At 66.9% G+C, this 21,445-nt stretch carries 22 protein-coding genes; 13 read left to right on the forward strand and 9 right to left on the reverse strand.

From position 1 onward, the window contains the following. Positions 1-21 precede the first annotated feature (21 nt). The 5 genes from AC1DBN_RS09950 to AC1DBN_RS09970 are packed head-to-tail and all read left to right on the forward strand — an operon-like array spanning position 22 to position 4,858. The gene (locus tag AC1DBN_RS09950) at positions 22-951 is read left to right on the forward strand and encodes an ABC transporter permease (RefSeq protein ID WP_056080190.1); all 930 of its coding nucleotides are present in this window, start codon (positions 22-24) and stop codon (positions 949-951) included. A gap of 8 nt (positions 952-959) precedes the next feature. Beyond that, positions 960-1,967, forward strand: a complete 1,008-nt coding sequence (locus AC1DBN_RS09955; protein ID WP_091716979.1) for an ABC transporter permease — start codon at positions 960-962, stop codon at positions 1,965-1,967. Then, positions 1,964-3,103 carry an ABC transporter ATP-binding protein gene (locus tag AC1DBN_RS09960; protein ID WP_477723094.1) on the forward strand — a complete coding sequence of 380 codons (1,140 nt, stop codon included), beginning with the start codon at positions 1,964-1,966 and terminating at the stop codon, positions 3,101-3,103. The genes AC1DBN_RS09955 and AC1DBN_RS09960 overlap by 4 nt, the downstream gene beginning before the upstream one ends. Then, positions 3,096-4,136, forward strand: a complete 1,041-nt coding sequence (locus AC1DBN_RS09965) for an ABC transporter ATP-binding protein (protein ID WP_477723095.1) — start codon at positions 3,096-3,098, stop codon at positions 4,134-4,136. The genes AC1DBN_RS09960 and AC1DBN_RS09965 overlap by 8 nt, the downstream gene beginning before the upstream one ends. Beyond that, on the forward strand, positions 4,133-4,858 hold the full coding sequence (locus AC1DBN_RS09970; RefSeq protein ID WP_477723096.1) for a sulfite exporter TauE/SafE family protein: 726 nt from the start codon (positions 4,133-4,135) through the stop codon (positions 4,856-4,858). Before AC1DBN_RS09965 ends, AC1DBN_RS09970 begins: the two co-directional genes overlap by 4 nt. Here the strand turns inward: AC1DBN_RS09970 and AC1DBN_RS09975 are convergent. Both AC1DBN_RS09975 and AC1DBN_RS09980 read right to left on the reverse strand, forming a co-directional pair. Next, positions 4,830-5,849 carry a 2-hydroxyacid dehydrogenase gene (locus AC1DBN_RS09975; protein ID WP_477723097.1) on the reverse strand — a complete coding sequence of 340 codons (1,020 nt, stop codon included), beginning with the start codon at positions 5,847-5,849 and terminating at the stop codon, positions 4,830-4,832. The genes AC1DBN_RS09970 and AC1DBN_RS09975 overlap by 29 nt on opposite strands. Beyond that, positions 5,846-7,147, reverse strand: a complete 1,302-nt coding sequence (locus tag AC1DBN_RS09980) for a glucarate dehydratase family protein (protein WP_477723098.1) — start codon at positions 7,145-7,147, stop codon at positions 5,846-5,848. Before AC1DBN_RS09980 ends, AC1DBN_RS09975 begins: the two co-directional genes overlap by 4 nt. A 131-nt stretch (positions 7,148-7,278) precedes the next feature. On the opposite strand from AC1DBN_RS09980, the gene AC1DBN_RS09985 reads away from it, so the two are divergent. Then, positions 7,279-8,217: a LysR family transcriptional regulator gene (locus tag AC1DBN_RS09985; protein WP_091716988.1), complete on the forward strand. Its 939-nt coding sequence runs from the start codon at positions 7,279-7,281 to the stop codon at positions 8,215-8,217. A gap of 64 nt (positions 8,218-8,281) precedes the next feature. Here the strand turns inward: AC1DBN_RS09985 and AC1DBN_RS09990 are convergent, their stop codons facing one another. The 3 genes from AC1DBN_RS09990 to AC1DBN_RS10000 all read right to left on the reverse strand — a co-directional run bounded on the left by AC1DBN_RS09990 (position 8,282) and on the right by AC1DBN_RS10000 (position 11,014). Next, positions 8,282-9,010, reverse strand: coding sequence for a FadR/GntR family transcriptional regulator (locus AC1DBN_RS09990; RefSeq protein WP_477723099.1), 729 nt, complete (start codon positions 9,008-9,010; stop codon positions 8,282-8,284). A 23-nt stretch (positions 9,011-9,033) separates the two neighbouring features. Continuing rightward, on the reverse strand, positions 9,034-10,161 hold the full coding sequence (locus AC1DBN_RS09995) for an L-talarate/galactarate dehydratase (RefSeq protein WP_477723100.1): 1,128 nt from the start codon (positions 10,159-10,161) through the stop codon (positions 9,034-9,036). A gap of 109 nt (positions 10,162-10,270) precedes the next feature. Next, entirely contained in the window at positions 10,271-11,014 is a 744-nt protein-coding gene (locus tag AC1DBN_RS10000) for a TetR/AcrR family transcriptional regulator (protein WP_477723101.1), read from the reverse strand. 82 nt (positions 11,015-11,096) lie between these two features. On the opposite strand from AC1DBN_RS10000, the gene AC1DBN_RS10005 reads away from it, so the two are divergent. From AC1DBN_RS10005 to AC1DBN_RS10015, 3 genes are all read left to right on the forward strand, one after another. Next, positions 11,097-12,542: a flavin monoamine oxidase family protein gene (locus AC1DBN_RS10005; RefSeq protein ID WP_091716995.1), complete on the forward strand. Its 1,446-nt coding sequence runs from the start codon at positions 11,097-11,099 to the stop codon at positions 12,540-12,542. A gap of 78 nt (positions 12,543-12,620) precedes the next feature. Further along, the gene (locus AC1DBN_RS10010; RefSeq protein ID WP_056080156.1) at positions 12,621-13,103 is read left to right on the forward strand and encodes a pyridoxamine 5'-phosphate oxidase family protein; all 483 of its coding nucleotides are present in this window, start codon (positions 12,621-12,623) and stop codon (positions 13,101-13,103) included. Positions 13,104-13,270: 167 nt separating this feature from the next. Next, a complete protein-coding gene (locus AC1DBN_RS10015; RefSeq protein WP_477723102.1) occupies positions 13,271-13,984 on the forward strand; it encodes a hypothetical protein in 714 nt (237 codons plus the stop codon). 11 nt (positions 13,985-13,995) lie between these two features. Here the strand turns inward: AC1DBN_RS10015 and AC1DBN_RS10020 are convergent, their stop codons facing one another. The 3 genes from AC1DBN_RS10020 to AC1DBN_RS10030 all read right to left on the reverse strand — a co-directional run bounded on the left by AC1DBN_RS10020 (position 13,996) and on the right by AC1DBN_RS10030 (position 16,113). Further along, positions 13,996-14,469 (reverse strand): hypothetical protein, encoded by a 474-nt coding sequence (locus AC1DBN_RS10020; protein WP_477723103.1) that lies wholly within the window; start codon positions 14,467-14,469, stop codon positions 13,996-13,998. 348 nt (positions 14,470-14,817) lie between these two features. Then, the gene (locus AC1DBN_RS10025; RefSeq protein WP_477723104.1) at positions 14,818-15,420 is read right to left on the reverse strand and encodes a DUF6919 domain-containing protein; all 603 of its coding nucleotides are present in this window, start codon (positions 15,418-15,420) and stop codon (positions 14,818-14,820) included. A gap of 54 nt (positions 15,421-15,474) precedes the next feature. Continuing rightward, complete coding sequence (locus tag AC1DBN_RS10030) at positions 15,475-16,113, reverse strand: hypothetical protein (RefSeq protein WP_477723105.1); 639 nt, start codon at positions 16,111-16,113, stop codon at positions 15,475-15,477. Positions 16,114-16,349: 236 nt separating this feature from the next. Here AC1DBN_RS10030 and AC1DBN_RS10035 point away from each other — a divergent pair, with 236 nt between their 5' ends. The 3 genes from AC1DBN_RS10035 to AC1DBN_RS10045 are packed head-to-tail and all read left to right on the forward strand — an operon-like array spanning position 16,350 to position 19,744. Then, positions 16,350-18,857, forward strand: a complete 2,508-nt coding sequence (locus AC1DBN_RS10035) for a molybdopterin oxidoreductase family protein (RefSeq protein WP_091717005.1) — start codon at positions 16,350-16,352, stop codon at positions 18,855-18,857. Further along, positions 18,854-19,336, forward strand: coding sequence for a hypothetical protein (locus AC1DBN_RS10040; RefSeq protein ID WP_091717007.1), 483 nt, complete (start codon positions 18,854-18,856; stop codon positions 19,334-19,336). The genes AC1DBN_RS10035 and AC1DBN_RS10040 overlap by 4 nt, the downstream gene beginning before the upstream one ends. Positions 19,337-19,363: 27 nt before the next feature. After that, positions 19,364-19,744 (forward strand): VOC family protein, encoded by a 381-nt coding sequence (locus tag AC1DBN_RS10045; RefSeq protein WP_477723106.1) that lies wholly within the window; start codon positions 19,364-19,366, stop codon positions 19,742-19,744. A 112-nt stretch (positions 19,745-19,856) separates the two neighbouring features. Here AC1DBN_RS10045 and AC1DBN_RS10050 read toward each other — a convergent pair whose 3' ends face one another. Next, positions 19,857-20,255 carry a DUF5997 family protein gene (locus AC1DBN_RS10050; RefSeq protein ID WP_091717009.1) on the reverse strand — a complete coding sequence of 133 codons (399 nt, stop codon included), beginning with the start codon at positions 20,253-20,255 and terminating at the stop codon, positions 19,857-19,859. On the opposite strand from AC1DBN_RS10050, the gene AC1DBN_RS10055 reads away from it, so the two are divergent. Then, positions 20,254-21,048 carry a LysR family transcriptional regulator substrate-binding protein gene (locus AC1DBN_RS10055; RefSeq protein ID WP_172830023.1) on the forward strand — a complete coding sequence of 265 codons (795 nt, stop codon included), beginning with the start codon at positions 20,254-20,256 and terminating at the stop codon, positions 21,046-21,048. The two genes, AC1DBN_RS10050 and AC1DBN_RS10055, sit on opposite strands and share 2 nt — an antisense overlap. The last annotated feature ends 397 nt before the right edge of the window (positions 21,049-21,445 follow it).

Genomic DNA, 21,445 nt, shown 5'->3' on the forward strand with positions numbered 1-21,445 from the left:
TCTCCCACAGAAAGGACGGCCATGCTGACCTACTTGAGAAAGCGCATCATTTCCAGCGCCCTGCCGCTGGTGGTGGTAGTGGTTGGCGTCTTCGCGCTGGCCAGGATGACCGGCAACCCGGCCAGCCTGTACCTGCCGCTGAACGCCACCCAGCAGATGCGGGACGACTTCACGGCGCGCAACGGCCTGGACCAGCCGCTCCTGGTGCAGATGGCCGACTACTTCGGCGGGGTGCTGCGGCTCGACTTCGGGCAGTCCCTGCGGACCGGGCAGGACGCGGCCGCCATGGCGCTGCGTGCCTTCCCGGCCACCCTCCAGCTCGCGGCCACCACCATGGTGCTGGCCGTGGTGCTGGCGGTCATCGTGGGCTGCTGGGCTGCCCTGAAGCCGAACGGAGTTGCGGACAGGATCTCAAGCTTTATCTCCATGGCCGCGGCATCGATCCCGGACTTCTGGCTGGCCATCGTGGGCATCTGGATCTTCGCGATCACCCTGGGCTGGGTCCCCACCTCGGGGGTGTCGGGGGCCAGCGCCTGGGTGCTGCCCATCGCCACGCTGCTCCTGCGGCCGTTTGGTGTGCTGGTGCAGATTGTCCGCGGCTCCATGGTGTCCGCGCTTTCCGAGCCGTACATCAAACTGGCCCGCAGCCGCGGCGCCGGCGAGCTGCGGGTGGTCACCCACCACGCCCTGCGGAACGCCGCAGCGCCGGCCCTGACTGTGGCCGGTGACCTCACTGTGGGCCTCGTCAACGGCGCTGTGGTGGTGGAGACGATCTTCGGCTGGCCGGGCATCGGCAAGCTGATGATCGATTCGATCCTCCAGCGCGACTTCGCCGTCCTGCAGGCGGCGGTGCTGCTGACCGCCGTCGCGATCTTTGCCCTGAACATCCTTATCGACATGGGGTACGCGCTGCTGGATGCGCGCGTCCGTCCCGTGACGGTCAAGGCCTAGGAGGAACCATGACGAGTTCATTGACTGACGGCACCGCCCAAGAGGGGCAGGAAGAGCGGCAACCGGCCGGCCAGCCGCCCACCAGGAACGCACCGGACGCCCGGGACGGCCAGCCGGGCCTGTTCCGCCTCCTCCTCAAGGACCGTTTCGCCACCGTCGCCGCCTTTGTGCTGCTGCTGGTTGGCCTGACCGCTTTGGTGGGGCCCGCGCTCATGGGCGACCTCGCCACCAAGCAGAACCTGCTGTTCGCCAACAAGGCACCCTTCACCATGGCGCACGGCTGGGAGTACTTCCTGGGCAGCGATTCCCTGGGCCGCAGCATGCTGGCGCGCCTGGTGGTGGCCAGCAGGACCACCCTGTCCGTGGCGCTTCCCGCCGTCGCCGTGGCGCTGCTCATAGGCTCGCTGTGGGGCGTCTGGGCCGGGTACCACCGCGGCTGGCGGGAAAACGTCTCCATGCGCGTCGCCGATGTGATCATGAGCTTCCCCTCCCTGCTGCTCGCCGTCGTGGTCCTCTACGTCTTCAGCCCCTCGGCTGCCAACATCGTCCTGATCCTGGCGCTGACCCGCATTCCGATCTATCTCCGCACCGCCCGCGCCGAATCGGCTGAACTGCAAAGCCGCACCTTCGTGGACGCTGCCCGGACGTTCGGAGCCAAGCCCAACGCCATCATCTTCCGGCACGTCATCCCGGTGGTGCTGCCCACCCTGCTGACCCTGGCCACGCTGGAATTCTGCTACGTCATGCTGGCCGAATCCTCGCTGAGCTTCCTGGGCATCGGTATCCAGCCGCCGGACGTCAGCTGGGGCCTGATGGTCTCCCAGGGCCGGCAGTACCTGCAGACCGCGTGGTGGCTGTCCATCTTCCCGGGCGTCGCCATCGTGGTCACCACCATCGCCGCCAACGTGCTGGCAGCCTGGCTCAGGATCGCCACCGATCCTGCCCAGCGCTGGCGCCTGGCCCTTCCCCGCAAGCGGCTGATTGCCCGTATTCCCGTAAAGGAGGCACAGCCGTGAAAACAGCTGCCGATCCATCTACGCTCCAGAACCCCCGGGGCCCTGCCGGCCCGGCCGGCGCCCAGGCGCATGACGTTGTCCTGCAGGTCAGCGACCTCGCCGTGGACATCAGGACCCACCGCGGCACCGTCCGGGCCGTCAACAGCGTGGGCTTCGAAGCCCGGGCCGGGGAGACCCTTGCCCTGCTGGGTGAATCCGGCTGCGGAAAGTCCATGACGGCCAAGGCACTGGCGGGCATCATGGACCCGGTCTGCGACCTTGCCGACGGGCAGATTGTCCTGAACGGGACGGACCTGGCCGCGCTGACCCCGAAGGAACGGCTGAAGTTTGCCGGACCGGAGCTGGGCATCGTCTTCCAGGACGCGTTGACCGCACTGAACCCCGTATATACGGTGGGCACCCAGCTGGGGGAGGCGTTCCGGATCCACCGGGGCCTGAACGCCAAGCAGGCCCGTGCCGAAGCCATCGACCTGATGAAGCGCGTGGGCATCCCGGAACCCGAATCGAGGGTCAATTCCTACCCGCACCAGTTCTCCGGCGGCATGCGCCAGCGCATCCTCATCGCCATGGCAGTGGCGCTGAATCCGCGGCTGCTGATCGCCGATGAGCCCACCACCGCCCTGGACGTCACGGTCCAGGCGCAGATCATGCAGTTGCTGCGCAAGCTCCGCGAAGAGGGACAGATGGCCGTCATCCTCATCACCCACGACCTTGCGGTGGTGGCCGAGGAAGCGGATTCCGTGGCCGTGATGTACGCCGGGAACGTGGTGGAGAGCGGGCCGGTGGCCGAGGTCTTCGCTGATCCCCGCCACCCCTACACCAAGGGCCTGCTGGAATCCGTGCCCGTGCACCTGGAACGCGGCGACCAGCTCAAATCCATCCCGGGCAGCCCGCCGGAGCTCCACGACATCCCGTCCGGCTGCGTCTACCAGTCCCGCTGCCCCATGGTGCAGGACATCTGCCGCGCCGAGCGCCCGGCACTGCGCCCGGCAGGCCGCCGTCGTACTCAAAGCGGTGCCACCGCTGCGGCGGACCTGGAACAGGCCACGTCCGCAGGAACCAACGACGGCGGCGCAACAGTCCGTCCCGTGCGCACGGCCGCGTGCCACTTCAGCGAGGAGATCACCAATGCCTGAACCGCTTCTGAGCATTGAGGGCCTGACCAAGACCTTCCACGTGGCCAAAAGTGCCAGCGGGAACACCCGGCTCAAGGCCCTGGACGGCATCAGCCTCAGCGTGGGCCGCGGGGAAACCCTGGGCCTGGTGGGTGAGTCCGGCTGCGGCAAATCCACCTTGGCGCGCACGCTGATGATGCTGGAAACTCCTGATGAAGGAACGGTCAGCTTCGAGGGGACCAACCCTTTCGGGCTCAAGGGCAAGGAACTGTTGACATGGCGCCGGCGGGTCCAGATGGTCTTCCAGGACCCATTCGCATCGCTCAACGCCCGGATGAGCGCGGGCGACATCATCGCCGAACCCTGGGCAACCCACCGGAGCCTCTACCCCACATCCCGGGAGCGGGATGAACGGGTGAAGGAACTGCTGCAGATGGTGGGGCTGCGGGCCTCCGACGCCCGGAAGTCGCCGCAGGAGTTCTCGGGTGGCCAGCGCCAGCGCATCGGCATCGCCCGGGCGCTTGCCCTGAAGCCGGACGTGATCATCCTGGACGAGCCGGTATCCGCACTGGACCTGTCCGTCCAGGCTCAGGTCCTCAACCTGCTCAATGAGCTGCAGAAGGAACTGGGCGTCTCCTATATCTTCATCTCCCACGACCTCACCGTGGTCCGGCACGTCGCCGACCGGGTGGCCGTCATGTACCTGGGCAGGATCATCGAAACAGGGGAGACGGAAGAGGTCTTCGACCACCCCCGGCACCCCTACACCGCGGCACTGATGTCCGCTTCGCCCAAGCTCGACGTCACGGGCGCCAAGCGGGACCGGATTGTCCTTCAGGGCGAGCTGCCATCCCCGCTGGATCCGCCGTCGGGCTGCCGCTTCCGCACCCGGTGCTGGAAAGCCCAGGACATCTGCGCCGAGGTGGCCCCGGAGCCGCAGGTCCTCACAGCCCCGGACGGCAGGCGGCACCTGGCCGAATGCCACCTCCCGCTCGACACCATCAAGGGCCTCACCGGCGCCGCGGCCGCAGCGGCAACCGCCAACGCCTTGTGACCGGCGCCGAATACGCCATCATCGCCGGAGCCATCTTCCTGGCAGCCTGCCTGCAGGCCTCCAGTGGCTTCGGCATGGGCATGCTGGCGGCGCCGGTCATTGCCATCATCGATCCCGAACTGCTGCCCGCCACCCTGATCCTGCTCGCCCTGCTGGTCACGGTCATGGTGACGGTGACCGAGCGGCAAAGCCTGGACCTGCGAGGTACGGGCTGGGCGCTGGCGGGCAGGGTGCCGGGCAGCGTGGTGGGCGCGTGGCTGGTGGCGGTCTCCTCGAAGGAGGGGATGGCCTGGGTGGTGGTGGCCGTGGTGCTCGCCGGCCTGGTCCTCGCGGGCCGGGGCTGGGCACCTCGGCCCCGGCGGACCAACCTGGTGGTGGCGGGAGCCGCGTCGGGCATCATGGGCACCGCCACGTCCATCGGCGGCCCGCCCATGGCGCTGATCTGGCAGGGCCATGAGGGGCCGCGGCTGCGCGGCACCATGAGCGCCTTCTTCATGGTGGGATCGGCCATTTCCATGGCCATGCTGTGGCTGGCGGGTACCGTCACCCAGCACATGCTGGTCCTGGCTCTGTGGATGGTTCCGGCGGTGATCGCCGGTTATGCGGCGTCCCGCTACGTCAACCGGTTCCTCAGCCCGCCACGGTTGAAGAAGCTCGCCTTTGCTGCGTCCGCGGTGGGGAGCGCGCTGCTGGTCACCCAGCTGGTACTGGGCTCGTCCTGACAACATTGTGCAGCGGCAATCCGCTGGCCAGCCGTGCGATGTTGGCTGCGATGTCCCGGGCCCGGCGCTCGAACGTTACCCGTGCATGGCCCGAGTGGTGCGGCGTGAGGACCGTGTTGTCCAGTTCCGCGAACGGCCATTCCGCCGGCGGAACCACGCCTTCGGCAGGCGTACCCCACCACACGTCCAGGCCTGCCCCGGCGATCCGCCGCTCCGAGAGGGCGGCGTAAAGCGCTGCCTGGTCCACCACGGCGCCGCGCGCCACGTTGATCAGGATCGCGGAGGGCTTCATCGCGGCCAGCTCCGCAGCGCCGATCATGCCGCGGGTGTCCTCCGCCAGTGGAACCGTGACCACCACGACGTCGGACCCTGCCAGGAGAGCCTGAAGATCGGCTTTCCCGCCCACCCAGTCCAGCTGCACCCCGGCGGGCAGCGGCACGGTGGGGTTGCGGCGCACGGCCCGGACCGTCATCCCCATGGCAGCGGCAACCCGCGCCACCTCCGCACCAATGGACCCCAGCCCCACCACGCCGAGCACAAGGTCGCTGAGCACGGGGTGGAACGGAACGTCCGTGGTGGTGGCAATGGTCCGCCACTGGCCGTTCCGAACCTCGCGGTCTGCCCGGACCACGTTGCGCGACAACATGAGGGTGACCATCAGGACATGCTCCGCGATGGGCCGGGCATGGTGGAAGGTATTGGCAACCCCCGTCCCGGGAGTCAAGTGCGGAAAGGAAATCTTGTCATAGCCGGCGCCGGTCACATGGACCAGCCGGGCGTTGCCCGCGGCTTCCGCTTCAGACGGGGGAAGGGCGGAACAGACGACGACGTCGGCACCGGCAAGTGCCGCGGCCCGCCTTTCCGGAGACCATGCCGCAGCCATGTCCCAGTGGTGCGCGCCGCCGTCGGACCTTAACGCCTCTTCGAAGCGGCTGATGATGGGATCGGTGACCACGATCCGCAAGGATTGGATACTGTCCGGTGCGCTCACCAGCGGGGGCTCTGCAGCTGGTAGGAGGGGTGCAGCCGCTGCATGTAACCGGTATCGTCACGGCTCCGCAGCCCGCAGTCCAGGTACTGCCGGTGCAGGCGCTCCAGGGCGTCCCGGTCCACCGTAATGCCCAGGCCGGGTGCCGTGGGGACCCCCACGGCACCGTCCGTGAACCGGAGGACACCGCCCTCGATGACGTCCTCCTCCGGGTCCTTCCATGGCCAGTGAGTATCGCAGGCGTAGTCGAGGTTGGGGGTGGCCGCAGCAAGGTGGACCATCGCGGCCAGGCTGATGCCGAGGTGTGAGTTAGAGTGCATCGACAGGCCAAGCCCGAAGGTTTCGGTGATCCCGGCAAGGAACTGGCTGCGGCGCAGCCCGCCCCAGAAATGGTGGTCGGAGAGAATGACATCCACGGCTCCGGCCGCGACGGCGGGCGCCACGTCCGCGAAGCTGACAACGCACATGTTGGTGGCCAGCGGCATGCCCACTTCCCTGCGGACCGCGGCCATGCCCTCGATTCCCGGCGTGGGGTCCTCCAGGTACTCCAGGACACCGTCCAGTTCCTTCCCCACCCGGATGGAGGTCTCCACGGTCCAGGCGGCGTTGGGGTCGATGCGCAGCGGCAGGTCCGGGAACTCCGCGCGGAGGGCATGGATGGCGGCGATTTCCTCTTCGGGCGGGAAGACGCCGGCCTTCAGCTTCAGGGCGCCGAAGCCGTAGCCGTCCACCATCGCCCGGGCCTGCCGGACAATGCCTTCGGGGTACAGTGCGGCACCCCACCGGTCCGCCTCCTGGCCGGGATGCCCTGCCCATTTGTAGAACAGGTAGCCGCTGAATTGCACGGAGTCCCGGACTGCCCCGCCCAGCAGGTCGCTGACGGGACGGCCCAGGAGCTTTCCCTGGATATCCAGCGCCGCGACGTCGAAGGCGGACAGGACGCGGTCCGCCGTGCTGGAACCGGTGACCATGCCGCTCATGCCGTGGCCGCCCTCGATGGTGTCCACGCTGAGGGCCTGGGCGATGCGGCCGCGGAGGGTGTTGATGTTGAAGACGTCCACGCCCGGCAGCGATGCGGCTGCCAGCTGCAGCCGGGCCAGGTGGCCGGCGTCGCCGTAGGTCTCGCCGAAGCCCGAGACGCCAGAGTCGGTGAGGACTTCGATGATGGCGCGCAGGGCGAAGGGTTCATGGACGCCGACAGTATTAAGGAGTGGCGGGTCCTTGAATGCGACGGGCGTGATGGTCACACCGGTGATGCGAACCTGGTTGAGGTGCTGGGCGGGGTTGAAGGTAGTGGTCACAGCGCTGTGCTCTTCATGGTGCGGGGCTCCTGGTGGGGTTGCTTTGTGTGGTCCTGTTCACAGACGATATGGGAAGCGATCGATACAGGTCCAAGCCAATTTCTGCACTCGACAATCCAGTAAAGGTATTGATGTTTTCGCTGCCCCAGTTAGAAGCCTTCGTGGCCGTGGCCGAGGAACTGCATTTCGGCGCCGCTGCTGAACGGCTCAACATGACCCAACCGCCGCTCAGCCGGCAGATCCAGATGCTGGAAAAGAAGCTCAACACCACGCTGTTCAGCCGGACCAGCCGGAAGGTGGAACTGACGGCTGCTGGCGCAACCCTGCTGCCCAGGGCCCGTCAGATCCTGGATATGTGCATCAAGACGGACATGGACGTCCGCCGGGTTTCCTCCGGGCAGGCGGGGACCATCACCGTGGGCTACACGGCGATTGCCGGCCAGAGCGCGCTGCCCATGATGCTCCGGAAGGCGGCCGAAGGGATGCCCGGGGTGTCCTTTGTGCTGCGGGAGCTCGTGTCCACTGACCAGATGGACGGCTTGGTGAAGGGCAATGTGGACATCGGCCTGCTGCGGCCCATCGTGGCCCGGCCGGGGGTGGTGTCCCGGCCGCTGATGCAGGACAGGCTGGTGGTGGCGGTGCCCGAGGGGAACCCGATCCTGGGCAACACCGGAATCGCCGACGGCCAGCCGCTGCCGTTGGGATCCCTGGACCGGCGCCCGCTGCTGATGTACTCCACCAAGGAGGCCCGGTATTTCCACGACCTGGTGCTGCGCCTGTTCGCCAGTGCCGGCGCCCATGCCAACATCACCCAGTACGCCAGCCAGGTACCGGCGCTGCTGGCGTTCGTCCAGGCCGGGCTCGGAGTGACCCTGGTTCCTGCCTCGGCCATGGCCTTCGCCCCGCCCGGGGTGGAGTTCCACGAAATCGACGGCCGCCACGGCATGCAGGAACTGAACCGGGTGGACCTGGAGCTGGCCTGGAACGAGGAAACGGCAAATCCTGCGGTGCTGCGGCTCCTGGAGTTGATTGGGGAAACAATGCCGGCCGCGGGGGCGCCGGCCGGGTGACGCCCCGCCCATCAGGGCCTTGTTCGCGGATCCGGGCTTTGAAGGCCCGGATCCGCGAACAGGCTTAGGACTCGGGCCTGGGTCCAGGCTCGCCGGACGGCCGCGCGGATGCCTTGAACCGGCGTCGGGAGTTGGCCAGGTGGCTGCGCATCGCCGCGGCGGCCGCAGCCTCGTCACCGTCAGCGATGGCGTCCAGGATGGACCGGTGCTCCTGGACCACTTGGTCGAAGTGGTCCCCCGCGTAGTGCTCGACGCCGGTCATCAGCCGGGTGCGGGGCATGGCAATCATCGTCTGGCCCAGTGCTGCGAGGCAGTCGGAGTAATACGGATTGCCGGACGCCGCCGCCACCGCCCGGTGGAAGTCGAAGTCCGATTTCATGGCATGGGACGGGTGGCCCGCGCTCTCGGTGAAGGCCTCCAATGCAGTGCCCACAGCCCGCAGCTGCCGCTCGGTGTGGTTGCGCGCCGCCAGGGCCGCGGCCTCCGTCTCAACGCCCATCCGGAACTCCAGCAGGTGCAGCCGGTCCTCGGTGGTGGCCACCGGACGGGCCCCGGGTACAGCCTGGGGCCCGTCCGACGGCGGCGTGAGGGCGAAGCTGCCGCGCCCCCGTTCGGTTTCCACGAGCCCTTCGGCCTGGAGCCTCGTCAGCGCGGCACGCACCACGGTCCGGCTGACGCCGAAGTCGCTGATCAGGGTGTTTTCGCTGGGAAGCTTCTCACCCGGCTGGATGATGCCGTCAACTATGCGGTTGCGAAGGTCGGCGGCGAGGTCCGCGGTGAGGTTCCGGCTCATGGCTCAAGGTTACGGCTTCAGCGTTATGCGCCGAACTCCACGGAATCGGTGGTCCAGGCGCGGGCCTGGTCGCTGAGCGTGACGCCGAGGCCCGGGCGGTCCGGAACGATCATGCGGCCGTCCTTGGTTTCGAGGCGCTCGTTGAACAGCGGGTCCAACCAATCGAAGTGCTCCACCCACGGCTCGCGGGGGTAGGCCGCGGCGAGGTGCAGGTGGATTTCCATGGCGAAGTGCGGTGCCAGGCCCAGGCCGCGTTCGTCCGCGAGGGCGGCGAGGCGGAGGAACTGGGTGATGCCGCCGACGCGCGGGGCGTCAGGCTGGATGATGTCGCAGCCGTTGGTGGCGATCAGGCCCTTGTGCTCGGCCACGGAGGCCAGCATTTCACCGGTGGCGATGGGGGTGTCCAGGACCTGTGCCAGGTGCGCGTGGCCTTCGAAGTCGTAGGCATCCAGCGGCTCTTCGATCCAGATGAGGTTGAACTCCTCGAGGCGGCGGCCCATGCGCAGGGCCGTGGCCCGGTCCCACTGCTGGTTGGCGTCCACCATCAGCGGAACGTCCCAGCCGATGTGTTCGCGGATGCCGGCCACGCGGCGCAGGTCCTCGGCCGAATCCGGCAGGCCCACCTTGATCTTGATGCCGCCAATGCCCTCCTCGATGGACTGGGTGGCGCGGGCCTTGACTTCGTCCAGGGAGGCGTTGAGGAAGCCACCGGAGGTGTTGTAGGTCTGAACGGAGTCGCGGTAGGAGCCCAGGAACTTGGCGAGGGGGAGGCCGGCGCGCTTGGCCTTGAGGTCATAAAGGGCGATGTCGATGGCGGCCAGGGCCTGGGTGGCGACGCCGGAGCGGCCCACGGAGGCGCCGGCCCACAGGAGCTTGGTGTAGATCTTGGCGATGTCGTTGGGGTCCTCGCCGATGATGCCCTCGGCCACCTCTTTGGCATGGGCGTACTGGGCAGGGCCGCCGGCGCGCTTGGAGTAGCTGAAGCCGATGCCGGAGTGGCCCAGTTCGGTGGTGATTTCGGCGAAGAGGAAGACCACCTCGGTCATGGGCTTCTGCCGGCCGGTGAACACCTTGGCGTCGCTGATGGGAACGGCGAGGGGAAGGCGGGCGGTGGACAGCTTGACGTGCCGGATCAGGTCGACGGTGCTCATGGATTCTCCTAAGGGCGGGACTGGGCTCCTTCGCCCACCTTCTTAGGATACAAGTTTAAAACTTGTACTACAAGCACGATCCGGCAAGCCGTGATTGTTGGCCCCCGGGTCAGTCCGCCTTCCGAAGTCCACCCAGCCCGGCCACCAGGGCATCGAGGCCCAGCGTGAAGGCGGCGTCGGCGGCGCGGAGGGGGTCCGCGGCCGCTTCGGTGCCCTCCGGAGCTTGGGTGTATCCGCGGAGTGCGGTGCCCGCAGCCCCGCGGACGGCAGCGGTGAAGTACGGCGTGGATTCGGCCATGGTGCCGGGATCGAAGATGTCTTCCGGCGCGGTGACGTCGTACGCGGAGCCAAAAATGAACGACTCCAGCGCCACGATGGCGGAGATGATCCGCTCCTGGGGGAAGCCGGCGTCGAGGAATCCCTTGCTGACCGTCTCGTACATGGCCAGCGTCTGGGGCGCGTCGGTAACCGGCAGTACGGCGATGACCGGAATCAGCGGCGTGTGCTCGGCGAAGACATTGCGGTAGCTCCAGGCCCACGTCCGGACCGCGTCATCCCAGGGGGCGGCGCCAAAGGAGGATACATCCACCAGGGACATCAGGTGGTCTTCCACCAGCAGCAGGACGTCCTGCTTCGACGACACGTGGTTGTAGAGGGCTGAGGGTGCCACCACGAGGAGTTTGGCTAGGGCGGCCATGGTCAGGCCGTCGTACCCCTTCCTGCCCACGAGCTCCAGGGCCGCCGCGGTGATGCCTGCCTTGTCCAGTACCGCCGAGGAAGGCCGTCCGGCGCGCCTTCTCCGGACCCCGCCGTCGGTAGCCGGACGTTGCTGTGCTGCTGGTACTGCCGGCAATTTCTGCCCTTTCCTCGGTGTCCTCCGCATTATTGCACCAGGCACTTCCGCTGCCCGGCCGGACGGGCTATAGTTCTACTAAATGAATGCCATTCATTTAGTGGTTTCCATCACCCGGGACCGCAGAGAGGACATCATGCTGAACCTGAACCGCGACGTCGTCGTCGTAGGAGCCGGGCCGTCCGGACTCACGGCCGCCCGCGAACTGAAGAAGGCCGGCCTCAGCGTCGCCGTACTCGAGGCCCGTGACCGGGTGGGCGGGCGCACGTGGACCGGAACTGTGGACGGCGCCATGCTGGAAATCGGCGGCCAGTGGGTCTCCCCGGACCAGGAAGCGCTCCTGGAACTGCTCGAGGAACTGAACCTGGAGACCTACCCGCGCTACCGCGACGGTGAGTCCGTCTACATCGGCGCCGACGGCGTCCCCGTGCGCTACACCGGCGACTCGTTCCCCGTGGACCCGGAAACCGCCGTCGAAATGGACCGCCTGGTGGCCATCCTGGATAAGCTCGCGGCTGAGATTGGGCCCGCCGAGCCATGGGCGCACCCGAAGGCCCGGGAACTGGACACCATCTCGTTCCATCACTGGCTGCGGCAGAACTCGGCCAGCGAGGAAGCCTGCAAGAACATCGGCCTGTTCATCGCCGGCGGCATGCTCACCAAGCCCGCGCACTCCTTCTCGGCCCTGCAGGCCGTCCTCATGGCAGCGTCCGCGGGCTCCTTCACCAACCTCACGGACGAGGACTTTATCCTGGACCGCCGCGTGGTGGGCGGCATGCAGCAGGTTTCGCAGCTGCTGGCGCAGGACCTCGGCGACGACGTCGTGCTTAATTCCCCGGTGCGCACCGTCAACTGGGAGCCCGACGCCGAGGGCGGGCACCGCGTGGCCGTTGAATCAGACCGCGCCACCGTCAACGCCCGCTTCGTCATCATGGCCGTCCCGCCCAACCTGTACTCCCGCGTCTCGTTCAACCCGCCGCTGCCGCGCCGCCAGCACCAGATGCACCAGCACCAATCCCTGGGCCTGGTCATCAAGGTCCACGCCGTGTACGCCACGCCGTTCTGGCGTGACAAGGGGCTCTCGGGCACCGGCTTCGGCGCTGATGCCCTGGTCCAGGAGGTCTACGACAACACCAACCACGCCGATGCCCGCGGCACCCTGGTGGGCTTCGTGTCCGATGAGAAGGCTGACGCCGTCTTCGAGTTGAGTGCCGAAGAGCGCAGGAAGGCGATCCTTGCGTCCGTCGCCGGTTACCTCGGCGACGAAGCTCTCACTCCCGAGGTGTACTACGAATCCGACTGGGGCTCCGAGGAGTGGACCCGCGGCGCCTACGCTGCCAGCTACGATCTCGGCGGCCTGCACCGGTACGGGAAGGACCAGCACGCCCCTGTGGGCCCCATCTACTGGTCCTCCTCCGACCTCGCCGCCGAGGGCTACCAGCACGTGGACGGTGCCATCAGGATGGGCCGCCGCACCGCGGAGCGTATCGCCGAAGTGGCGCGCGTGTCCGTTCCTGCGGGCGCCTGACCGCGCTGGCAAATAAGCATGCTTACTAATAGGCTGGCGGTGGGGAGTGTCCCCGACTCCAGACGAACGAGGTGAGGCATGACTGACGCCCAGAGCATCAGCAAGGTTACTGAGATCATCAACGATTCCAAGATCGGAATGGTCACCACCATCAACGAAGAAGGCGCCCTCGTCAGCCGGCCGCTGGCCGTCCAGGAGGTCAAGGACGACGGCGACATGTGGTTCTTCACCGGGCTCGGCACCTCGCAGGTTGCGCACGTCCGCGCGGACTCCCGCGTGAACGTCTCCTTCGGCAAGAACACCGAGTGGGTTTCCGTCGCCGGGACCGCAGAGGTGGTCACGGACCGCGCCAAGATCCACGAAATGTGGAACCAGGTTGTTGAGGCATGGTTCCCGGACGGGCCGGACACCCCCGAGGTATGCCTGCTCCGGGTGGATTCGGACTCTGCAGAATACTGGACCAGCCCGGGCGGTACGGCGGCCACGGTGCTGCAGTGGGTCAAGTCCAAGGTGACGAACAGCCGCATGAGCGTCGGCGAGAGCGGCACCGTGGAGCTGTAGGGCCACTGTGTTTGAGTAGGTGCGGGGCAGCGGACGGCGCTGCCCCGCACCTTTCGTATGTGGCGCCGTTTGTGCCATCAGAAGTGATTTGAGGAGTAACCTGGCCGTTGCCGGGATGGCTGCGAAAGGCCCGTAGACTTTCGCTCGGGCCGAACCTACTATGAGCCATGCGCCAGACCGGCCGGTCCGCAACCGCCGCGGTCTTGCTCGTTATTGGGGCAGGACTGGCGGTTCTGGGTGTGCTGGTCCACTACGGATTCATGAGTGTCTACGGCGATGTCACGGGCAGTGCATTCGATGGACTCATGTGGGGGTTGACGGCCGGTCCCTCCAAGTTGGCGCTCCTGCTGGTAACCCTCTTCGCCCTTATTGGTTTCGTGCTTTCGGTCAGGCGGTGGATGCGGCTGACGGCTGTGGCTATTCCGGCCCTTATGCTGATCGGCATGTTTGCTGTCACGCCCTTGGCCCTGGGGCAGCGTTTCGAGACGCAGTACGTCTCGTCTCCACAGTGCGTGACAGAGGGGACGGCTGAGCCCATGGCCTCGGCGGATCGAGCAGCCCAGCAGGTGTTTGATTCCATCAGCCACGTGGGCCAATTCAACGGCGGGGGCATGAGTGGCGTGGGCGGTTGTACCCGTTGGTTCAAGCTCTCGGGGGACGTCGACGTGCTGCAGCATTATCGCGCTCAACTGACGGCGGCAGGATGGAAAGTGGTCGAGGACGACGGTCACCATCTGCGGGCGCATTTAAACGGCAGGGCATTCGATGTGATGACCTGCCCGCGGGGTGGCGTGATCTGGGCGGGGAATGACGGTGACCCCTCCTACGGACAGGGACGATCCGGACTGGTTGGCACGGAAATCTGTCCCCACGACCTTTAGAGCCAGCAGCGCTAAATCGCACCAGCCGCTACGCCGTCGCCGGGTCCATGCTCGACAAGCGGGCCCGACGTGCGGCTGACGCGCGTACCCTGCTCAGTGGTGGCGGCCATTACCAGCACACCAAACTCGAAGCCTGAATACCGCGTCCGTTTAAATAGGCCGGCCTTGGGTTCAGCGCGTGCGCCGGGCCCGACTGCCGATACGAAGACGTCGCTGCTCTCGTCACCACTGGCGGTGAAGGTCACCCGGCGGTCGAACATCTCCGAGTCGAAGCGGGCGCGTAGCTCAACGACGAATTCGCCACCGACCTGCACGTCCGGACGCAGAATCCTCAAATCGCCCAGGGAAACTTCGCCAGCGTGCTTCAAAGTCCCGTCAGCCTGGCGGACCAATATCGTCGCGCGACCTTCCCGAACCTTGCCGTCTTTCACCCATGAGACGTCATCGCGCGGGTAACATCCCAAGGTCACCTCGCCTGCCTTCACAACAATTACTCCTTTCCATAGCTGTGGGGCACAACGATACGACGATATGGAAAGGAACTGCCCCCGGCCTGGTTCTTGCGATGTGCCCGCAGCGCCACCCACCACGGGGGCAAGTTCCCACTGTTGACAGGCACGCCTACGGTGGTGGAAGTTAGCGCCGCCGTGGTGTCCACCCTGACGGAAGCATTCCAGTGATCTTTGCTCGTTGAGAATCAGCCTCTGCTGACCAACCTTGAGCTGCCAGCGCGTTGTCGAAGACACCCCGAGCCATTCGCAAACCTAAATCCGGGTGGCTCAAAACGGAATGTCGAATAGGCAAGGCGAAGCGAAGACCGGGACAACTTCCCGCTAGTTCTGCCCCGTCAGCGCGCCCAGCACCGCAGGCAGGAGGACGTCGTTGCGGCCCCACACCGGGTCCAGGATTTCCACGTACCAGGAATCGGCCAGTAACAGGGCCAGGGAATCGTTGGTTTCGTCGGACCAGGCCCTGATCTGCTCTTCATCCACGGGGTTTTCGCTGGACCCGAGCACCGTCACCACCTCCGAACCGTCCAGGGTGACGGGGATGGCAGCGCTGCTGGCCTCGCCCGGGGCGTGGGCGATGGTCACAAGCTCCGTGCGGGTGGACAGTGCCAGCAGATCGCCGGCCGTCGCGGCACTGCAGAACCCGGTGACGTACTGCCGTTGCGCTGCGGCGCCGTCCTTGATGCCGGGCTGGGATTCCTTGGTGAACAGCCCGTTCCGGTTCAGCTCCGCCAAAGCGGCGGCGATCGGGTTGGTTTCGTCGTCGTAGTCTGCCGCGAAGTGCCCGGGCTGGTAGGAACTTCCACCCTCCAGCCAGCGCGCGGTCAGTTCACCGGCAGCCTCAAGAGTGGTGGCCTGCCGCCAGACCCCGCGGTCCTCCAGCAGCCGGCCGTACTGGTCGCGGGCTGGTATTTCCTCTGGCTTCATTCTGGGATGCTATCCCCGCCGGCGGTGGGCGCTCCACCGCTCCCGACACACCACTTAACCTGGCCCCTGCGCCTGGCCCGCCGGAATGCCCGCCGCCCGCTCGGCATCGGCGAGGGAGGCAGCCAGGCTGGAAACGGCGTCGGGATACTCCTTCCCACCGGCGGAACCGCTGCCGTGACCGGGAACGCTCCGAAGCTCTTCAGCGGCCCGCATGGCCTTGATCAGCGCGGATGTTTCGGGAAGGCGAACATCGGTGAGGTCCGGGTAGTCGATGCTGCACGCAGGATCCAGCTCGTAGCGGCTCCACCGGGCCATCAGCTCATCGTGCCGGGCCCGGGCCGCCTGATGCGCTGCCTCCCGCGCAAGATCATCCCGACGGCGTGAGCGTCCGGCCAGGTAGCGCGGCGTCCAGCGGTACGCACCGATGCCCGCTGCCACGGCGGCGCCGGCCAGGAACAGGCCGGTCCAAGGGGAAATCAGCGTAGGGATCAGCAGCGCGGGAACTGCCACGCATGAGCCAAGGAAAAGGTCCCAGAAGAGCTGGTCCGAACGCTGCCCCCCGCCGTCGGACGCCAAGAGGGTCCTGCGCCGCACCACAAAAACCGTGGCGGCAACGCTGGCTACCAGCACCGGCCCGCACAGCACCAGCGCCCAGGCACCCTCAACGAGTCCCTGCACAAGTCCTTCCGTCACGGCTGCCACCTGGCACCTCCAGCGTGCGCCCGGGCCGCGGAATCCCGGGCTGGTCATTCAATTGCACCCTGTTCCGTCAGCGCGGTCAATGTCGGCTGCGTGCGGGCGTTTTGCCGCCGCGGGGAAGGGTACGTTTCCCGTGTACTGCAGGTGCAGCGCTGCTGCACGGCTTGGGTGCGCAGGCTTGATGCGCATCCCAGGGGTGCCGGGCGCGCTTTGGGACGGGAGATGAACCGATGGGTCGGATTGACCGGATCGCAGAACCGTGGGGTACCAGGACTCCGTATCGCGGCGGCGGAACGTGGCCGGTGCGCGTGGACACCCACCTGGCCGAAGGAGTTGACGCGGAATCCGTGGACCGGTGGGTCCAGACCGCCTCCATCCTCCATTCAAACGGCGACGCGATGGACATCGCCGTCAAAGACAACCGGATTGTGGGCGTGCGCGGCCGTGCCTCAGACCGCGTGAACCACGGCCGGCTCGGTCCCAAGGACCTGTACGGCTGGCAGGCGAACGCGTCCCCGGACAGGCTGACCCGGCCGCTGATCCGGGAAGGCGGCAAACTCGTGGAGACCGACTGGGAAACGGCCATGGACCGTGTGGTGTCCCGGTCCAAAGCCCTGCTGGCGGAGCAGGGCCCCAGCGCCTTGGGGTTCTACACCACAGGCCAGCTGTTCGCCGAGGAGTACTACACCCTGGGGACCATTGCGCACGGCGGGATCGGGACCAACCACGTGGACGGCAACACCCGGCTCTGCACCGCCACCGCGGCGGAAGCACTGAAGGAATCATTCGGCTGCGACGGCCAGCCGGGCTCATACACGGACGTGGACCACGCGGATGTCATCGCCCTCTACGGCCACAACGTGGCTGAAACGCAGACCGTCCTGTGGACCCGGATGCTGGACCGGCTGGCCGGGCCCAACCCGCCCAAAATCATCTGCGTGGATCCGCGCCTCACCGAGGTTGCCCGGGCCGCAACGGTGCACCTGGCGCCCCGGCCCGGCACCAACGTGGCCCTCATGAACGCCATCCTCCACCACATCATCGCCAACGGCTGGGTGGACGGGGACTACATCCAGGCGCACACGGTGGGCTACCAGGACCTGGAGAAGGAGGTGGCGAAGTACGCACCCGCGCTGGCTGCCGAAATCACAGGTGTTCCGGCCGCAAAGATCGAGGAAGCGGCGCGGATCCTTGGCCACGCGGAACGGCTCCTGTCCACAGTGCTGCAGGGCTTCTACCAGTCCAACCAGGGCACCGCCGCCGCCGTCCAGGTGAACAACATCAACATCATCCGCGGCATGCTGGGCAAGCCGGGGTGCGGGATCCTGCAGATGAACGGCCAGCCGACGGCCGAGAACACGCGCGAATGCGGGGCGGACGGGGACCTCGCAGCGTTCAGGAACTGGTCCAACGATGCCCACATCAAGGACCTGGCGCGCGTGTGGAACGTGGACCCCATGTCCATCCCGCACTACTCTCCGCCCACCCACCTGATGCAGATGATGCGCTACGCGGAAGACGGCTCCATCCGGCTCCTGTGGGTCAGCGGAACCAACCCTGCCGTTTCCCTCCCGGAGCTGCGGCGGATCCGCTCCATCCTGGAGCAGGACCGGCTCTTCCTGGTGGTGCAGGACATCTTCCTGACCGAGACCGCCCAGCTGGCCGACGTCGTGCTCCCCGCCGCCACGTGGGGTGAAAAGACAGGGACGTTCACCAATGTGGACCGCACCGTGCACCTGTCCGAGAAGGCGGTGGACCCGCCCGGGGAGGCCCGCCCGGACCTGGACATCTTCATCGACTACGCCCACCGGATGGGGCTGAAGGACAAGGACGGCGAGCCACTGATCAAGTGGGACAGTCCCGAGTCGGCGTTCGAGGCCTGGAAGGAGTGCACCCGCGGGCGTCCGTGCGACTACACCGGCATCACCTACGGCAAGCTGCTCGGCGGCTCAGGCATCCAGTGGCCGTGCAACGAGGAGAACCCGGACGGCACCGAACGCATTTACGCTGACGGGAAGTTCTGGGCACACCCGGACTACTGCGAGACCTACGGCCGCGACCTCATCACCGGCGCCCCCGTGGACCCCACCGAGTACAAGGCACTGAACCCGGAGGGCCGCGCCCTCATCAAAGCCGCCGAATACGTGCCGCCGCACGAGCTCCCCAGCAAGGAGTTCCCGCTGCAGCTGATCACCGGCCGCACCCTGTTCCATTTCCACACCCGGACCAAGACGGCGCGGGCGCCGGAACTCCAGGCAGCGGCACCGGACGTCTGGGTTGAGTTGTCCGCGCACGACGCCGGCACGTACGGCTTTGCCGAGGGGGACCTTGCAGAGGTGGCCACTCCGCGCGGGTCCGTGCAGGCGAAGGTGCGGATCGGCGGCATCCGGGGCGGCGTGGTGTTCCTGCCGTTCCACTACGGCTACTGGGATACGCCGGGCGGGCACGAACCTGACGGCGCAGGACGCGCCGCCAACGAGCTGACCATCACGGACTGGGACGCCGCCTCCAAGCAGCCCATCTTCAAGACCGCGGCTGCCCGGATTTCCAAAGTGCGGTCCGGCGACGGGCCCGCCCCTGCCCCCACCAACACAGCCTCCGCCCCCGCCGGCGACTTCCCGGCAGAGGCCCGGACCAGGGGCATCCCGTCCGCGCTGGCCGGCGAGGAAATCTCCGGGGACAGCACCGGTCCCGCGGACGGCAACGGCGGCACCGACGAAGGGGAGGCATCGCTGTGAAAATCGGACTGGTACTGGAACAGCTCCACCGGGACGAGAACGACCTCGCCCAACACCTTCTCCGCGTCTCGGAGCGGCACAAAGTGGACCACGAGATCTACCACCTGGCCCGCGACCTGGCGAAATGGTCCCAGCAGCACGTCCGTGAGATTGCCGCCATCGCCGGCCGCTACGGCCGGGAACTGGATCCCGAACCGAAGGCTGAGAACACGCTCCTCGAGAAGATCCGCGAGAAGGGCAGCGAGCTGGTGGGCCGTGACGCCGAGGCAGGGCTGCTGCTCCTGCGCGACCTCCGGGAGGCCTACATCAAGGCCTGCGGCGTCTCCGCGGACTGGGAACTCGTGGCGCAGGCAGCCCAGGGCATCAAACACAAGGACCTGCTGGAGGTGGCGGAGCGTTGCCACGCGCAGAACATCCGGCAGATGAAATGGGCCAACGGAAAGCTTAAAGAATCCGCCACCCAGATCCTTGTCAGCTAGGCGTCCGGCGAGGGTATGTTGGGGTCCATGCGAATCAAAATGTGCAGCATCCACGTCAAGGACCCTGCCGCCGCCCACGCCTTTTACACCGGCACCCTGGGCTTCGACACCCTCATGGCCATGCCGGAGTACAACCTGTACATCATCAAGGACCCGGGTGCCTCGGACAACTCAGCGGGACTCCTCCTGGAGCCCAGCGACAACCCCATCGGGGCCGACTACATGAACGCGGTCCACGAGGCAGGGCTGCCGGCCATCGTGTTTGGCGTGCCGGATGTCCAAGCCGAATACGACCGCCTGATGGCCGCGGGCGTTACCTTCAAGAGCCCGCCGGCCGAGGACCCGTCCGGCATCAGTGCCGTGTTCGACGACGGCTGCGGCAACTACATCCAGCTGCATCAGGACTGATCCGGCCCCTGGATAGGGGAGCACACCGGAAACAACAGAAGCCTGTCCGCAGATCCGGGCCTTCAGGGTTCAGATCTGCGGACAAGCTTCTGATTTATGTGGAGCGGTGGCGTCAGTTGGCGCGGGCCCGCTTGGCTTCCTTCTTGGCGGCCTCGTCCTTCACCCGCTGCGCCTCGGCGCGGACTGCTGCGTGGGTGGAGCGTTCGGTGACCAGCCACTGCGGCGGAGCCTGCAGCAGCGCGGTGATCTCCGCCGTCGTCAGCGCGTCCTCGACGCCGCCGCGCGCCAGGCCGCTGATGGAGACGTTCAGCTTCTGTGCCACCACAGGGCGGGGGTGCGGACCGTTGCGGCGCAGCTCGGCGAGCCACTCCGGCGGGTTCGCCTGGAGTTCGGCGAATTCCTCGCGGGTGATGGTCGAATCCTGGAACTCCTGCGGTGTTGCGGGCAGGTGGATGCCAAGTTTCTTGGCAACGGTGGCCGGCTTCATGGACTGGGAGTTTGCAGAGGTCATGCTTCAAGGGTATCCGGGCGGCGGGTACTGTGAAGACGTGCCCTCCACAACCTCCTCCCCAGACGACGCCGTTTCCACCGGCGACATTCCCGCCGAAGCGCCGCGCGAGCTGCGCATCGCGTATGTTCCGGGCGTGACGCCGGGCAAATGGATCCGCCGCTGGGAAGAGCGCATGCCGCACATTCCCCTTCACGCTGAGATGCACGACGGCGGCGGCCCGGCTGAGGCGGTCCGCGGCGGTTCCGCGGACATGGCCTTCGTCCGGCTCCCGATCGGGCGCGAAGGCCTCAGCGTGATTCCCCTGTACGAGGAGCAGGCCGTGGTGGTCGCTCCCAAGGGCCACGAAATTTCGGTGTTCGAGGACGTGGCGCTGGCGGACCTGGACCAGGAGTCCTTCCTGGACGTGGCGGCCTTGGGTGGCCCCGAGCCGGCCCTGCAGGTGGTGGCCTCCGGCGCCGGACTGGTGATCCTGCCCATGTCCGTGGCCCGCCATTTCAACGTCAAAGACACTGTGGCCCGCCGCGCCACCGACGCGCCCGGCACCGAGATCGCCCTGGTGTGGGTCACGGACAGTACCGACGAGGTCCTGGAAGAGTTCATCGGCATCGTCCGCGGCCGGACGGCACAGAGTTCACGGCAGCCCTCCGCGCAGCCGGTCACGGAAAAGAAGGCCCCGAAACCGGACCGCCGTGGTTCGGGTGCCAAGAAGGCAGCGCCCAAGGTGGCGCAGAGATATGCCCCCAACCCGGACAAGGGCAGGGGCAAGGGCTCCCGCAAGAAGGGCAAGCGCTAGGCGAACTCCCCGTTACGGCCTCTGGTCAGTACCGGGTCCTCGGCGGGACCTGGCCGGCGCCCGTTTGCCGGGCTTTCCTGGCCCGCAGGATGCGGCCGATGATGGCGGGCAAAAAGGCGAAGAGCAACTTCTTCATGGCAGTTCCTTTGCTGTAGCGGACGGAGACACCAGGGCCGCCCTTCCAAAAAGGAAAGACGGCCCCGGTGCTGTTACTGGTTTTGCGCCTGCCTAGGTGTTTTGGATGGTGTCTTTGGCGGTGGTGGCGCGGTCTTTGACGTCGGTGGCGGCGTCTTGGCTGTCGGTTTTGACGTGTTCGATGCCGTCGGTGGCGGTGGTTTTGACGTTGTCCATGGCCTGTTGGGCTGGTTCTTTGAGGTCCTGGACCATGCCTTTGGCG

This window comes from Pseudarthrobacter sp. 10T415, from assembly GCF_056394175.1.